The organism is Niallia circulans NBRC 13626 (assembly GCF_001591585.1).
Taxonomy (GTDB): Bacteria; Bacillota; Bacilli; order Bacillales; family Cytobacillaceae; genus Niallia; species Niallia circulans.
Genome location: NZ_BCVE01000004.1, coordinates 240,314 through 255,027, shown reverse-complemented (window position 1 = coordinate 255,027; position 14,714 = coordinate 240,314). Strand labels below are relative to the sequence as shown.

Sequence of the window (14,714 nt, the reverse complement as noted above, 5' to 3'; positions counted from 1 at the left end):
TTATAACTTCATATGTCGGTAACCTTCTGCTTTCTTTTCGATCATTTTAGTGCGGATGTAGATGGTTGCCATATAGGTAGCCTGTGTAGTTTTCTGTCATAAAAGAGATAGATCGCATGGTTGCGGTCTGTCTCTTTTTTGTGGAAAAATTCTTAATTGGGTGATCAACATTTGTTTTCAAAAAATAAAGGAGGAGAAGGTAATGATTGTTATGATCAAAGAAGCAAGAAAGGCATTAAAGGATTTAGAAAGTGGCTAGTTGCAGATGAAGAGAGACAGGGGATGAGTGAATGTTTTCGATATTTTTTAAATTAAAATGGTTTTTTAAAGAACATTGGAAGAGTTATACAATAGCTATTATTCTTTTAATTTTTGTAGGGTTTATAGAAGTGTTACCGCCCAGAATCCTCGGCATGTTTATTGATGAACTAACGATTGGATCATTAACGAGCAATAAGACATTGGTCTATATACTTGGGGTGGCAGGGATCACCATAAGTACGTATATTATCACTTATTTTTGGATGTATAAGCTATTTGGTGGAGCCAATATTTTAGAATTGAAGTTAAGAAGTAAATTTATGAATCATCTATTTAAGATGACGCCAACTTTTTTTGAAAAAAATAAAACAGGCGATCTAATGGCCAGAGCAACCAATGATTTAAAGGCTGTTTCCGTTACAGCAGGATTTGGAATTTTGACATTGGTTGATTCTACGATTTTTATGCTGACGATTTTAATTACAATGGTGATTACCGTAAGCTGGAAATTAACATTGGCAGCAATTCTTCCACTGCCTATTATGGCCATTATCATGCAAATATATGGGGAGAGAATCCATAAACGCTTTATGGAAGCACAGGATGCATTTGGTGATATGAATGATAGTGTTCTTCAGTCTATTTCAGGAGTCCGAGTAATCCGTGCTTATGTTTTGGAAAAAGAAGAACAAAAACAATTCCATCATTTCACAGAAGATGTCTATAAGAAGAATTTACATGTGGCTAAAATAGATTCTTTATTTGATCCAACTGTTCGAATTCTTGTTGGTTTAAGCTATCTAATTGGACTTGGATATGGTGCTTACTTAGTGTTTCAACAGCAGTTGACAATTGGGCAGCTTGTTACATTCAATGTTTATTTAGGAATGATTGTTTGGCCAATGTTCGCTGTTGGTGAATTAATGAATATTATGCAGCGAGGCAACGCTTCTTTAGATCGGGTCCAGGAAACATTGAGTTACAAGGCGGATGTAAGTAATCCGGAGAATGGAAAGACAGAAGAAGTTCCTGAAATTATTCAGTTCAAAGATGTGCAATTTCAATATCCATCGTCTAAACAAGAGAATCTTCGTGACATCTATTTGACCATTAGAAGAGGAGAAACAGTTGGGATTGTTGGGAAAACAGGTAGTGGAAAGACAACGATAATTAAACAGCTGCTTCGAGAATATCCGAAAGGGGAAGGGAAGCTGGTGATTAATGGGAATAGCATTGATTCCATTGATTTGCATACATTAAGAGGCTGGATTGGCTATGTTCCCCAAGATCATGTCCTTTTTTCAAAAACAGTGAGAGAAAATATCTTATTTGGAAAAGAAGGTGCTGCTGAAGGAGAATTAGAAGAAGCAATTCGTCTTGCCTCTTTTGACCAGGATATCGAAATGCTTCCAGAGGGGTTAGAAACACTTGTAGGGGAAAAAGGAGTAGCTTTGTCTGGGGGACAAAAGCAGCGGATATCGATTGCGAGAGCACTTATCCGTAAACCAGAAATTCTCATTCTAGATGATTCTTTATCAGCGGTAGATGCAAAAACAGAACAAAAAATTATCACGAATATAAAGAAAGAACGACAAGCAAAAACAACGATTATTTCGACTCATCGAATGACTGCTGTTCAGCATGCCGATCATATTATTGTGATGGAAGATGGCCATATTGCAGAACATGGAACACATGAGGAGTTAATGAAACAAAATGGCTGGTATAAGGAACAATATATAACGCAACAGACAAAAGTGGAGGCAGATGAAGCGGAGGTGAAAGCATGACTACTGGTAAACGATTATTTCAATATGCATTAAAATTCAAAGGTATTATTATTGCTGCGTTAATCATGCTGACAATTGCTGTTATCGCCGATCTGGCTGGTCCATTTGTTGCTAAAAAGGTAATTGATGATCATATAACGGGGATTGAATCACAATGGTATCAAACAGAACCAACAAAAGAGGCAGTAAAATATAAGGGGAATTTCTACAAAAAAGCAGCGTATCTTGATTCCGATGAAGAAAAGCTTGCAGAAGTAAGAATCCTCCAAGTGGGAAGACAATTTCTTTTTGTGGAAGGGAAGATTTCATTTGATGGAAGTCGCGAGTTTCATGACGGAACATTGACTATAAGAAAAGGGACAGACGTAGAAACATATCCTGCCACGCTGTTATCAAATGCGGAAGTATTTGATTTCTATAAACCCGAGATTACGCCTATTTTAAAGCTGTTATCTTTTTATTTTGGATTAGTCATTATTTCTGCCATTTTCCAATATGGCCAGCACTATTTATTACAAAAGTCAGCCAACCGAATTATTCAGAAAATGCGCGAAGATGTATTTGCCCAAATTCAGCGGTTGCCTATCAAATATTTCGATAATCTTCCTGCAGGTAAAGTAGTTGCTAGAGTAACAAACGATACAGAAGCAATTAGGGAACTATATGTAACAGTCCTATCCAACTTCTTCTCTAGTGGAATTAATATTATTGGAATCTATATTGCCTTATTTATCTTAAATCCACCACTTGCGGCAATATGTTTAATTTTACTGCCGATTTTATATATATGGATGATCGGATATCGCAAATTTGCTTCCCGATACAATCATGTTATTCGAGCGAAAATTAGTGATATTAATGGAATGGTTAATGAATCTATTCAAGGGATGCATATCATTCAGGCGTTTAGCAAAGAAAAACAAACGAGAAAAGAATTTGAGAATTTAAATAACGAGCATTTTCGCTATCAAAATAAGATGCTTCGGTTAAACAGTCTTACTTCCCATAACTTAGTGAACGTGTTAAGAAACATCGTATTTGTTGTTTTCATCTGGTATGTTGCTGGTCAGTCTTTATCAGCAGCTACAGCACTTTCTCTTGGAATGCTCTATGCCTTTGTTGATTATATAAACCGACTATTCCAGCCAGTACAAGGTATTGTCAATCAATTGGCCAATTTAGAACAAGCACTTGTTGCAGGGGAACGAGTATTTGAATTATTGGATGAAGATGGAATAGATGTGAAAGATGTTACATTAGAAAGATATAAAGGAAATGTCACCTTTGATCAAGTTAACTTTGCCTATAAAGATAACGACTATGTGTTAAAGAATATTTCCTTTAAAGCAAAACAAGGTGAAACAGTTGCATTGGTTGGTCATACGGGATCTGGAAAAAGCTCGATTATGAATCTTTTATTCCGTTTTTATGATATTCAATCAGGAAAGATTAAGATAGATGGAAAAGATATTATGTCATTTTCAAAGCAAGATCTTCGTAAATATATGGGAATTGTTCTCCAAGATCCTTTTCTATTTACAGGAACTATCGCGTCCAATGTAACCTTAAACGATCCTTCTATTTCACGAGAAGCTGTGGAGAAAGCATTGAAGGATGTTGGGGCAGATAGAGTATTAAAGCATTTAGAAAAAGGATATGATGAGCCTGTGATAGAAAAGGGAAGTACTTTATCCAGCGGACAAAGACAGCTCATTTCCTTTGCAAGAGCTCTGGCCTTTGATCCAGCAATCCTAATTCTAGATGAAGCAACAAGCAGTATTGATACAGAAACAGAACAAATAATTCAACATGCAATGGAAGTCCTAAAAGAAGGCAGAACGACTTTTATTATAGCCCATCGTTTATCAACGATTCGCAATGCGGATCAAATACTTGTCCTTGATCATGGGGAGATAGTAGAAAAAGGGAACCATGACGAATTAATGGCAAGAAAGGGCAAGTATTATCAGATGTATCAGTTGCAGCAAGGGGCAAGTTTAGTAAGTTAGGAAAAGTTAATTATTGTGGAGAAATAGGAACACCCGAGATTTGCCGCATTCGTTTTATATGGCAAGCCTCGGGTGTTTTTTTGCTGTAAACTTTAACTATTCTATTATTTTGCAAACGCTAGTACCATTTTTTGGTTATGGGAAGACTTCCTTAACTTAGTATGCTATTTTTATAAAAATAGCGATATCAAAACGGATTAAATTGACTTCTCCGCAGTTTAAACAAAATGGTATAAATTTTATTTGCGCTATTTATAGACATTTTGTTTGTTTTAAAGGCCATAAAGTCTGTACCTTCTGTACATTCACTTCTTCCGCATTTAAGTTCATTTTTATTTTGATAATAACCACGCCTCCATCTCTTCTATCCGATTTAACCTCCAAAAAAGGGATTAGCCCACCTGATTGCTTTAAAACCTTTTTTAGTAAAATTCATTTATCATTTATAAAACGTATCGTTTTATTGATTAATGGCAGTAATACAGTAAGATGATCTTCTTCTTTAAATTCATGAAAAATATGCTGGAAGGAAGGAGAATGATAATACTGCAATTTCTCAGAGAGAGTAATTGCCTTTTGATGCATTTGTGTAAAATGTGATTTCTCTTTTTCTCCAACGGTAAGCAGCAATTTATTTGTGTCTAGATTGTTTAGCCTTTTGGGAAAGAAGTCTAGCTCTTTTAATAGCTGCTCTTCGTTCCAATGGATGGATGGGCTGCTTGCCAGATAATATTGAAACGAAGAAGGGACGGTGAAGAGTGTATAAAGAACAAAAAGACCTCCGAGTGAATGACCAGCAATCATTTGCTTTTTTGTGTTTATTGGAATGTTTTGCGCTACTAATGGCTTTAATTTCTGTTCGATAAAGGAAAGAAATTGTCTGCCGCCGCCAAGAGGAGGCCATTGTGTGCCAGTTGGATTTTTAGGAAGCTGTGTCTGGTCTGCATGAAAAGTAAAGTCGAAATATCTTTCCTCACTATAAGGTTCAGTAGTTTCATAGCCTATACCAATGATAACAGCAGGATGTAATCCGGTTTTTTCTCGTGTTCTAGTCTGCAAGCGTACCGCTTCTACATAACTACCAAAATTAGCGTTGCCGTCCAAAAGATAGAGGACAGGAAATCCATCTTCAGGAACGGGGATATTTGGGATATAGACAAAGAGTTTATATTTTTTTGTCTCATCAATAGAATATGTCCAAATTTCTGTATTGGGAATATAAAAGCTTTCTTTCCATTTCATCAAGAATATCGCCACCTATTTCTTTCTATGCAATAATTTGGTAAAATAAGTGATAATGATTATCAATATTAATTAGGTGAATATATTGTACATATAAATAAAGAAAATAACAAGAGAGGAAAATGAGATGATTCATAACTGGGAGAGTATGGAATTAGACTATGGCCGTATAGAACGATTATATGACAAGAAGATAGAGCGAGTTTTATCGACTAGTTATCTATTTATTTATATTAATAGGGGAGAAGGGATGCTATCGATTGATATCGATAAGTTTCTCTTCAGTAAAGGGGATCTTTTATTTATTCCAGCGGATAGCACCTATCAACTTCAATTTAAAAAAACTTGCAGTGCAGATTATTATTTGCTGCCATTTCAATTGTATCAAACGAAAGCGATAAATAGGGATACATATACAAAAGTAGTGCTAAAGAATGAGAAAAGTATCTTGAAATCATTTGTTTTTCAGTCAGCTGACACAATTCAACCTATAATGGAGGACCTGTTCAAATTAGAACAAGATGAATCAATAAATAATCATTTTCTAAAAAAGGCAAAACGTTCGATGATTTTTCATTATTTTGTGACCAATCAACAGCAAAAAATTCCAAAAGATACAATGATTGCGATAGAAGAGACCAAAAGATATATGGAGAAGCATTATGCTGATGCGATTTCTACCGCTTTATTAGCAAAAAGAGCGGGGCTAAGCCCTAAATACTACTCCCAGCTTTTTAAAAAAGAGTATGGAATAGGTGTGCAGGATTTTTTAACAGAAATCCGTATACGCGGGGCAAAAGAATTACTAATCAAAACATCGAATAGCTTGCGAGTAATTGCAGCAAGCGTTGGTTATGCGGATGAATTTTATTTAAGTAGAGTGTTCAAAAAAATCGTTGGAATACCGCCAACGATTTATAGGAAGAAGCGAGAGGTGAAGATTGCATCTTATGATTTTTCGACTACCGGTCATTTACTTGCACTTCAGATAATTCCCTATGCAGCTCCACTGCATCCTAAATGGACCAATTATTATTATCAGAATTTTCGAGATGATATTCTTATCCATTTAAATACCTACAAGATTCATTCAGAATGGGAAAACAACATACAAAAACTGTCTGCAGTGAAACTAGATAAAATAATCGCGAAGGATGACATATCAGCTGAAGAGAAGCAGGAACTCGAAAAAATTGCACCAGTCTATTATTATTCATTCAAAAATAGCAGTTGGAAAAACCAATTGTTAGAAATAGCGACCTATATTAATTGCGAAACAGACGCAGAAAACTTTTTAAAAATATATGAAGATAAAGTAAAGGAAACAAGAAAGTTATTGAAGGAATCATTGCAGAACGAAGCTGTGTTAGTAGTAAGCCTATTTAAAAATACAATAGTCCTCAATCGTTCTAGAACAGCTATTGAGCTTGTGTATAAAGATTTAGGATTTACGTCAGCACAGCCTGAAGAAGATATTCAATTAAGCGAAGCCATTACACTTTCTGACTTAGTAAGCTTAAATCCAACTTATTTATTTGTTAATATTCGCCAGGATATGGAGACAATTGACGCTTGGGACAAATTGAAATGCTCAATAGAATGGAATTGTATAGCAGCAGTTAAAAATAGGAAAGTTGCTTTTATCCATTCAGATCCATGGAATGAGTATTCTGCAAGTTCCCATTTAAGAGTTCTTGATAATCTCCGAGAGCTGATGATAGAAAAGGAAAAAGTACAAGCATATTAGCGGAAATTATCCATGTTATAATCAGAGCTTTTTTCAGTATAATTCTAATTGATAAAGGTTATCAATCTCAATTAGGGTTATATAGAGAAAGGAAAGAGAGTATATGAAAAAGAATTTATTTTTTATTTTCCTAGCGGCTTTTTTATTATTAACAGCTTGTAGTCAAACGGGAGAAAAAGATACATCTTCATCGATAAAAGATAGTAAAGGGGACGGACAAAGTACGACTCAAGAGGTTACCTATTTAGGGGAAAAATACGAAATTCCTGCAAAAGTGGAGACAATTGTAACAGCAAGCCAAGAAGCGATGGAAGATGCAGCGATGCTGGGGATTAAACCAGCAGGTGCCATTGCAACAGCTGGAAAATTCCCTGCTTATCTAGGCGACTCGATGTCGGAAGCAGAGCAAATTGGCGAAAAAATGCAGCCAAGTGTAGAAAAGCTCTTGCAGCTAAAACCAGATGTTATTCTGGGCACAAGTAAATTTCAACCAGAGGTGGCGGACAACCTAAATAAAGTTGCACCAATGATTCCTGTTTCTCACATTTCAACAAACTGGAAAGATAATTTAATATTACTAGGGCAATTGACAAATAAAACAGAAAAGGCAGAAACAATCATTGCGGATTATGAAAAAAACGTTACAGAGACAAAAGAAGGCATTCAAGATAAGCTGGCTGAGAAAAAAGTTGTTATGCTGAGATTAAGAGGCGGCAGCTTATATATTTATCCTGAAACGGTATATTTTAACCCCGTTCTATATGGAGACCTTGGCCTTGATGTTCCTGAAGAAGTAAAAAAAGCAAAAGCACAGGAAATGATTTCATTAGAGAAATTAGCGGAAATGAATCCAGATTACTTATTTATTCAGTTTGAGGAAACAGAAAACACCGATAGTCCAACAGCATTAGCTGATTTAGAGAATAATTCTATTTGGAAGAGCCTTGATGCTGTTAAAAATAATCAAGTGTATGAAAATGTAGTCGATCCATTGGCAGCTGGGGGAACTGCATGGAGTAAAACAACTTTTCTTAAAGCTTTTGCTGGTTTATTTAAATAAGAGAGCGAACAAGGAAACGGAATTATCCCCACCTCATTTCTCCATCTTGGTGGGGGTCTTTTTTTGAAAGGAGGTTCATTCGATCAGGTGATGTCAAATTTGGATAAAGAGACAGTAAGAGCATATGCGATTATATATAGTGCGCCTTTTTTATGTGTTGCAGTTATTCTTTTATCTATTTCGTTAGGGACAATGAATATTTCATTAAAGGAAGTCTTTGATGCCTTTTTTAATTTTGATGCAGAAAATGTGGAGCATACCATTATCCGGACAGCCAGATTTCCTAGAGCAGCAGGAACATTATTAATAGGCGGCCTTTTGGCAATGTCCGGAGCTATGATGCAGGGAATGACAAGGAATTATTTAGCATCGCCGTCCATAATGGGAGTTTCGGATGGTGCAGCATTTATGGTAACACTTGCTTTTGTATTTTTTCCAGGATTGAACTCCTTTCAAATGGTTGCTTTTTCTTTTCTCGGATCTGCCTTAGGTGTTTTCTTAGTTTTAGGTTTAGCTTCCGTTGTGAAGAATGGTTTTTCTCCTTTAAGACTTGCTATTATAGGCACCGTTTTTGGATCTTTTTTAAGCAGTTTATCTTCTGCCATTGCCTCCTATTTTCAAGTATCCCAAAATATGAGCTTCTGGTATAATGCCCGCTTGCACCAGCTTAATAATGATCTATTGCTTATTTGCTTTCCTATAGCCATTATTGGAATTGTTTTGGCATTATCGCTTTCCAAATCGATTGCTATTTTATCGTTAGGAAAAGAAATTGCTACATCCCTTGGTCAGAAAACATTCATTATTCAACTTTTAACGATGACAGCAGTTGTAGTGATGACGGGGATCTCTGTTTCGCTGGCGGGAAAAATAGGTTTCGTCGGTTTAATTATTCCCCATATTACAAGAATGATAGTTGGAGTTGACTATCGAAAAATAATTCCATGCTCTGGAATTATAGGGGCCATATTTCTCGTTATATGTGATACTCTCAGTCGCTTCATTAATTACCCTTTTGAATCGCCAATTGGAATCGTAACAGCCTTCTTAGGTGTTCCTTTCTTCTTGTATTTAATAAAGACAAAGGGAGGAGGGAATACTCAACGTGGATAATGAAAGAAAAAGAACCTATGTATCGATCTATGTATTAATTGCTTTATGTCTCATCATCATGATCATTAGTTTATCCAAAGGAGAATATATTCTTTCTTTTCAAGATATAGGAAGGAGTATTTTTCGTTATCATCCTGATGCTAATACGGATCTAGTTATATTTGAGTTCCGTCTGCCTAGAATTATTTTGGCCATTTTTGTTGGCTTCGGATTGGGGATTGCAGGTTCTATCCTGCAGAGTATAACGAAAAATGGTCTTGCGGATCCTGGAATATTAGGAATTAACAGTGGAGCCGGAGCTGCGATTGTTGCCTATATGTTTTTCTTTCAAGGAGTGCTTAATCTTAATCTTAATAAGGATAGCTTATGGATTGTGTTAAGTATGCAGCTTATTGGCTTAGTTGGAGGATTTATTGCTGCATTTGTTATTTTTTTATTAGCAAAAGATAGAGAAAGACTGAACTCGCAAAAACTCATTTTAACTGGAATAGCCATAAATTCTGGATTTGGTTCTTTGGCCATGTATATGTCCTTAAAAATGAAAGCACAGGATTTTGAAATGGCAGCAGTATGGCTGACTGGAAGTATTTATAATGCCAATTGGTTATTTATTCTTGCAATGTTACCATGGTTTTTACTAATCATTCCATTTATTATTCGAAAGGCGTACTCGCTTGATTTATTTCAATTGCAAGAAACAGTAATGATTGGTTTAGGAGTAAAAGTGGAAAAAGAAAAATGGCTATTATTATTATGTGCTGTTGGCATGATTGGAGCATGTGTGTCTGTTTCAGGGAGCATAGGTTTTATTGGACTAATGTCTCCACATATGGCAAGACTGTTAGTTGGATTAAAACATCGAAATTCTATGATAGTTTGTGGGTTAATTGGCAGCCTCTTCATGTTAATAGCAGATTTTATCGGCAGAACAATTGTCGCACCTGCAGAAATTTCAGCTGGGATAATTTTAAGTATAATTGGCGCACCTTATTTTGTTTATTTATTAGTAAAAGCTAAAGTGTAGAGGTAGATAAATGGATGGTCACAGAAGTAGGAAAATGAGGGGAACGTTAAGGGAGGTCCAGATACAAACTCGAACTTTGAGTATCTACCTGCCACCTTCTTATAATAAATTATCAAGTAGTTTTCCAGTAATCTACGTTCATGATGGAGGAAATCTTTTTCATCCTATCTTACATGAATTAGAAGAATTATTCTCTTTAGATATAGCAGAGGAAGTAATACTTGTAGGAATTGAACCAAAGGAGAGGCTTAATGAGTATACGCCTTGGTATTCACCTAGTCTTAATCCCACTTTGCCTCCATTTAAGGGGGAAGGAAAAGCCTATTTATCCTTTGTTACGCAAACGATTAAACCATATATTGATACAATGTTTCAAACAAAAGCAGATCGACAAAACACAGGAATGATAGGAGCCTCCTTAGGAGGGCTGATTTCTTTATATGCCATGTATGACTTTGCTGACTATTTTTCTAAATTTGGGCTCCTTTCCCCGTCACTATGGTATCCGCACAGCCTTTCCTATGTACAAAAAAATGAGATGCAGAAGGAGAATAGTGTTTTTTTGTATGTTGGTGAGGACGAGGGAAAGAGCAAGGGGAATATCCAAAGGTATATGGTTGAAAATGTTTTGCTGGTAAATGAAGTATTTTTTAAAAAACTGCCAAAGGAACAATATCAATTTATTCTGGGAGAAAGTGCGGATCATAAAAGAGAGTACTTTATTCAAGAATTTCTCCATGCGATAAAGTGGTTATACACTAAATAAAGCAAGCCCCCCTAAAAATTAGGAGGGCTCTAGCCATTATATTAAATTTTCAATTAGCCTTGAAATCCACCTAGTTGCTTTTCAGCCATTTGTACTAAGCGTTTTGTGATTTCTCCACCAACAGATCCGTTAGCGCGAGAAGTTGTTTCTGCACCAAGGTTTACACCAAATTCAGATGCAATTTCGTATTTCATTTGGTCTAGAGCTTGAGATACTCCTGGTACTAAAAGTTGATTTGAAGAATTGTTGTTTGCCATTGTGTTCCAGCTCCTTCTAGTTGTTTTTTTGGTTGGGTTAACTGGAATTGCACCAGTCTGTAAGATATATCTTACTACCACTAGGTATAACCCAATAATCATGGAAAGTGATAGATGCTTATGTTTGCTCTTACCTTGGTTGCTGCTTGTACTATTATTATGGTTGGATTTCATTATCTTATTCTAGAAAAAATCAAGGAAATTAATTCCTTTTATTCCTGCTGGATAGTTTCTAAATCAATAGAGAAACTAAAGGTAAGAATAAATTTAACGCATAAAAAAGATGATTTTAGGGGCGGAATCAAGAGAGGTGGATTTGAAATGGGCTCCATTTGTCCTATCTGTAATGGCTTGGAAAGTTTAGAAAGAACTTGCTCTAATTGTGGTTATCGCATAGAAGACAAGGGCAGAGTGATGGATTATTATGATGACTATAGTGCCTATATGCCGATTGATCAAATGAAGCTAGAAAACGGCTATCAGGATTTATCTGCACATTTATGCCCCCATCTTGTGCTTTGTCCACAATGTGGACAAGAAGAGGTATTGTTTATCCAGGAATAGAGGCTAACCATTAATAAAAGCTTACCATGCATCAGCAAGGTAAGCTTTGAATTTAACTTTTTTTATTAGCGAATACGAAGTTCTGTTTCTTTATCAAAGAAGTGACCTTTATTCATATCAAGTGCTAATTTTACAGATTGACCAGCTTGAAGGTCTGCTCTAGAATCTAAGCGAGCAACAAATTCCTTCCCAGAAAGAGTAGAATATACAAGACTTTCTGCACCTGTTAATTCAAACACTTCTACTTTCGCATCAAAACTTGTATTTTCTGAACTATTTAAGAATACCAATTCATCGTGAATATCTTCTGGTCGGATACCAAAAATAACTTCTTTACCGATATAATTTTGTTCACGTAATGTCTTTAATTTTCCTTCTGGAATAATGAAAGCATTATCGCCGAGTACTAATTTATTGTCTACTACTTTTCCTTCAAAGAAGTTCATTGCTGGTGAACCAATGAATCCGCCAACGAAAACATTTTCAGGTTTCTCATAGACTTCTTTTGGAGCACCAACTTGTTGGATAACTCCGTCCTTCATAACAACAAGTCTTGAAGCCATTGTCATTGCTTCTGTTTGGTCATGCGTTACATAAATAGTAGTAGTTTGCAGTCTTTGATGAAGCTTTGAAATTTCAGCACGCATTTGCACACGTAATTTAGCATCTAAGTTTGATAATGGCTCATCCATTAAGAATACTTTTGCATCACGAACAATAGCACGGCCTAGTGCGACCCTTTGACGTTGTCCACCGGATAATGCTTTTGGTTTTCTTTTTAAATATTCTTCTAATCCTAAAATTCTTGCAGCGTTATTTACTCTTTCTTCAATTTCCGCTTTAGGGAATTTACGAAGCTTTAAACCAAATGCCATATTATCATAAACTGTCATATGTGGGTATAGAGCGTAGTTTTGGAAAACCATCGCGATATCACGATCTTTTGGTGCAACATCATTCACACGTAACTCATCAATATAGAAATCACCTTTTGAAATATCTTCAAGACCAGCAATCATACGTAGAGTTGTAGACTTACCGCAACCAGAAGGACCAACAAATACGATAAATTCTTTATCCTGAATGTGTAAATTAAAATCTTTAACCGCTTCTACTTTTTCATCATAGATTTTATAAATATTCTTTAACACTAGTTCTGCCATTTTGTTTTCCCCCTACCAATTTGATAATTCTACTTTACCATTTTTGTTACCGTTTTCAAATTGGCGAAATGCATGAAAAACGCTTACAGAGTTTTGAGCAAAATGCCTAAGAACTTGTATAGAAATTTCTCCATAAAAAAAGCCAATAATGGCTTTATGAGCTACTTCCCGCTAGTGTAGAATAGGCAGGAAAGATAGGTGGTGATATAGGAATGATAATTCTTTAGGTTCAAACCTGTTTTTTCTGTAAACTTATCAAGTCGGTATTGTAAGGTATTGCGATGGATAAACAATTGTTTTGCTGTATTAGTGCTGTGTCCATTATTTTCAATAAATGTTTTGATGGTAAGCAGTAATTCTTTGTCTTCTTCAAAAATGGAAAACCATTCTTTAAATAAATCAAGTTCGTCTTCCTTCAGTCTGCTGATTAACAGGTTAGGAAGAATCGTTTCTAAGCTAAGAACGGTGGATTTCGGCATAAATGCTAAACCCTTTGAAAATAAGTTTCGTTCTTGTCCAAAAATAACCGGAATAGAACTATTAAGTTTCAGCTCTTTTCCCATGTAAAAGCAAATGGAAAAAAAGAAATCGGATTGCAAAGCTTGTGCAAGAGCGGTGAAATCTTCCTCCTCTAAATATTGTGCATTCTGCTCTATTACAGCCCCTTCATTGGAGCCGTTCCAAATAATAAGACTATTTTCATGAATAAAACCATCAAATGCCGATTCAATTAATTTTCTTTCAATAGAAGCCGTATCACCTTTAATATGAAACTGGATAAAACGTACTGTCTCCATATTTTTGAAAGAGGGCTGTTCTCCGTTAAAATATAGATATTGATTCCAAGCATATTCTTCCTTTTCTAGAGTTTCATCTGGTTGGAAAAAATCATAGCAAGCTTTCAATAATTCTAGCTGAGAGCCATCAATCTCCTGTTTTTGAATCCCAATCCAATCATCTTGAAAATCAACCTTGAACCAATAGTAATCGGAAAGCTGTGATGGTGAAGGGGGGGCTGCTTGCTCCAAACTATGTTTATAATAGGCTAATAATTTATGCTTCAATAGATGGATCCCTCCGAAATTTTTTCATAATTTTATTCTATACCGTTTTATAGAAAAGGGGCAAGTGATGATGATGGTTTATGGTGAGGAAGTTTGGCTGAAAAGAGTGGTGTTTTGGCTGATAAAAGGGGAGTTTGGCTGAAAAGAGTGGTGTTTTGGCTGATAAAAAGGGAGTTTGGCTGAAAAGAGTGGTGTTTTGGCTGATAAAAGGGGAGTTTGGCTGAAAAGTCCGGTGTTTTGGTGGATAAAATAAAAGTTTGGCTGAAAAGAGTGATGTTTTGGCTGATAAAATAAAAGTTTGGCTGATAAACCAAAAGTTTGGCTGAAAAGCCCACAGATTTGAGTGATAAAACAAAAATCTGGCTGGAAAATCCGTCACATTAGCTGACAAAATCTTAAAATCAATCGAATGAAAGCAAAAAAGCATCCCCTTTGCCAATAATAAGCGAAAGGAGGGGATGCCTAAACAGTTTATTCGATTAGATGAGGGGGTTCTTCTTCCGGTAGTTCTCTTGCTTCCTCCATATTTGTGTTATTTTCTCTATTTATTACTGCTCCACCTGCTAACCCTTCATTTATGATTCGATCAATATCTAAATAAGCTTTTTCTTTTCCCTCGTATGCGAGATCTTTTTTAGCTTTTTTCATGATAAT

The 14,714-nt window shown here is 35.7% G+C and carries 13 protein-coding genes; 8 read left to right on the top strand and 5 right to left on the bottom strand.

What is annotated here, in order from left to right:
• Positions 1–290: 290 nt before the first annotated feature.
• Entirely contained in the window at positions 291–2,051 is a 1,761-nt protein-coding gene (locus BCI01S_RS07190) for an ABC transporter ATP-binding protein (RefSeq protein WP_047943024.1), read from the top strand.
• Positions 2,048–4,060 (top strand): ABC transporter ATP-binding protein, encoded by a 2,013-nt coding sequence (locus BCI01S_RS07185; RefSeq protein WP_061797611.1) that lies wholly within the window; start codon positions 2,048–2,050, stop codon positions 4,058–4,060. The genes BCI01S_RS07190 and BCI01S_RS07185 overlap by 4 nt, the downstream gene beginning before the upstream one ends.
• Before the next feature lie 432 nt (positions 4,061–4,492).
• Here BCI01S_RS07185 and BCI01S_RS07180 read toward each other — a convergent pair whose 3' ends face one another.
• Positions 4,493–5,302, bottom strand: a complete 810-nt coding sequence (locus tag BCI01S_RS07180; protein ID WP_047943026.1) for an alpha/beta hydrolase — start codon at positions 5,300–5,302, stop codon at positions 4,493–4,495.
• Positions 5,303–5,429: 127 nt separating this feature from the next.
• Here BCI01S_RS07180 and BCI01S_RS07175 point away from each other — a divergent pair, with 127 nt between their 5' ends.
• The 5 genes from BCI01S_RS07175 (at position 5,430) to BCI01S_RS07155 (ending at position 11,012) form a co-directional block, all read left to right on the top strand.
• Positions 5,430–7,049 (top strand): AraC family transcriptional regulator, encoded by a 1,620-nt coding sequence (locus tag BCI01S_RS07175; RefSeq protein WP_061797604.1) that lies wholly within the window; start codon positions 5,430–5,432, stop codon positions 7,047–7,049.
• A gap of 103 nt (positions 7,050–7,152) precedes the next feature.
• Positions 7,153–8,109: an iron-hydroxamate ABC transporter substrate-binding protein gene (locus BCI01S_RS07170; RefSeq protein WP_061797598.1), complete on the top strand. Its 957-nt coding sequence runs from the start codon at positions 7,153–7,155 to the stop codon at positions 8,107–8,109.
• Between the two features lie 90 nt (positions 8,110–8,199).
• Entirely contained in the window at positions 8,200–9,222 is a 1,023-nt protein-coding gene (locus BCI01S_RS07165; protein ID WP_061797900.1) for a FecCD family ABC transporter permease, read from the top strand.
• Positions 9,206–10,246 (top strand): FecCD family ABC transporter permease, encoded by a 1,041-nt coding sequence (locus BCI01S_RS07160; RefSeq protein ID WP_061797596.1) that lies wholly within the window; start codon positions 9,206–9,208, stop codon positions 10,244–10,246. The genes BCI01S_RS07165 and BCI01S_RS07160 overlap by 17 nt, the downstream gene beginning before the upstream one ends.
• Before the next feature lie 10 nt (positions 10,247–10,256).
• A complete protein-coding gene (locus tag BCI01S_RS07155; RefSeq protein WP_061797590.1) occupies positions 10,257–11,012 on the top strand; it encodes an alpha/beta hydrolase in 756 nt (251 codons plus the stop codon).
• Positions 11,013–11,065: 53 nt separating this feature from the next.
• On the opposite strand, the gene BCI01S_RS07150 is transcribed toward BCI01S_RS07155, so the two are convergent.
• Positions 11,066–11,269 carry an alpha/beta-type small acid-soluble spore protein gene (locus tag BCI01S_RS07150; RefSeq protein ID WP_031535675.1) on the bottom strand — a complete coding sequence of 68 codons (204 nt, stop codon included), beginning with the start codon at positions 11,267–11,269 and terminating at the stop codon, positions 11,066–11,068.
• A gap of 114 nt (positions 11,270–11,383) precedes the next feature.
• Here BCI01S_RS07150 and BCI01S_RS26435 point away from each other — a divergent pair, with 114 nt between their 5' ends.
• The gene (locus BCI01S_RS26435; RefSeq protein WP_373694325.1) at positions 11,384–11,833 is read left to right on the top strand and encodes a hypothetical protein; all 450 of its coding nucleotides are present in this window, start codon (positions 11,384–11,386) and stop codon (positions 11,831–11,833) included.
• Positions 11,834–11,898: 65 nt separating this feature from the next.
• Here the strand turns inward: BCI01S_RS26435 and BCI01S_RS07140 are convergent, their stop codons facing one another.
• The 3 genes from BCI01S_RS07140 to BCI01S_RS25620 form a co-directional block, all read right to left on the bottom strand.
• Entirely contained in the window at positions 11,899–12,996 is a 1,098-nt protein-coding gene (locus tag BCI01S_RS07140) for an ABC transporter ATP-binding protein (RefSeq protein WP_061797584.1), read from the bottom strand.
• Positions 12,997–13,157: 161 nt separating this feature from the next.
• Entirely contained in the window at positions 13,158–14,060 is a 903-nt protein-coding gene (locus BCI01S_RS07135; protein WP_061797579.1) for a PucR family transcriptional regulator, read from the bottom strand.
• Positions 14,061–14,531: 471 nt separating this feature from the next.
• Positions 14,532–14,708 carry a hypothetical protein gene (locus BCI01S_RS25620; protein WP_162837586.1) on the bottom strand — a complete coding sequence of 59 codons (177 nt, stop codon included), beginning with the start codon at positions 14,706–14,708 and terminating at the stop codon, positions 14,532–14,534.
• Positions 14,709–14,714: the final 6 nt, after the last annotated feature.

Bases quoted from the DNA above. Each gene is read 5' to 3' on its own strand.
- BCI01S_RS07190 (WP_047943024.1), top strand. From the start codon at position 291: ATGTTTTCGATATTTTTTAAATTAAAATGGTTTTTTAAAGAACATTGG.
- BCI01S_RS07185 (WP_061797611.1), top strand. From the start codon at position 2,048: ATGACTACTGGTAAACGATTATTTCAATATGCATTAAAATTCAAAGGT.
- BCI01S_RS07180 (WP_047943026.1), bottom strand. From the start codon at position 5,302: ATGAAATGGAAAGAAAGCTTTTATATTCCCAATACAGAAATTTGGACA.
- BCI01S_RS07175 (WP_061797604.1), top strand. From the start codon at position 5,430: ATGATTCATAACTGGGAGAGTATGGAATTAGACTATGGCCGTATAGAA.
- BCI01S_RS07170 (WP_061797598.1), top strand. From the start codon at position 7,153: ATGAAAAAGAATTTATTTTTTATTTTCCTAGCGGCTTTTTTATTATTA.
- BCI01S_RS07165 (WP_061797900.1), top strand. From the start codon at position 8,200: ATGTCAAATTTGGATAAAGAGACAGTAAGAGCATATGCGATTATATAT.
- BCI01S_RS07155 (WP_061797590.1), top strand. From the start codon at position 10,257: ATGGATGGTCACAGAAGTAGGAAAATGAGGGGAACGTTAAGGGAGGTC.
- BCI01S_RS07150 (WP_031535675.1), bottom strand. From the start codon at position 11,269: ATGGCAAACAACAATTCTTCAAATCAACTTTTAGTACCAGGAGTATCT.
- BCI01S_RS26435 (WP_373694325.1), top strand. From the start codon at position 11,384: ATGCTTATGTTTGCTCTTACCTTGGTTGCTGCTTGTACTATTATTATG.
- BCI01S_RS07140 (WP_061797584.1), bottom strand. From the start codon at position 12,996: ATGGCAGAACTAGTGTTAAAGAATATTTATAAAATCTATGATGAAAAA.
- BCI01S_RS25620 (WP_162837586.1), bottom strand. From the start codon at position 14,708: ATGAAAAAAGCTAAAAAAGATCTCGCATACGAGGGAAAAGAAAAAGCT.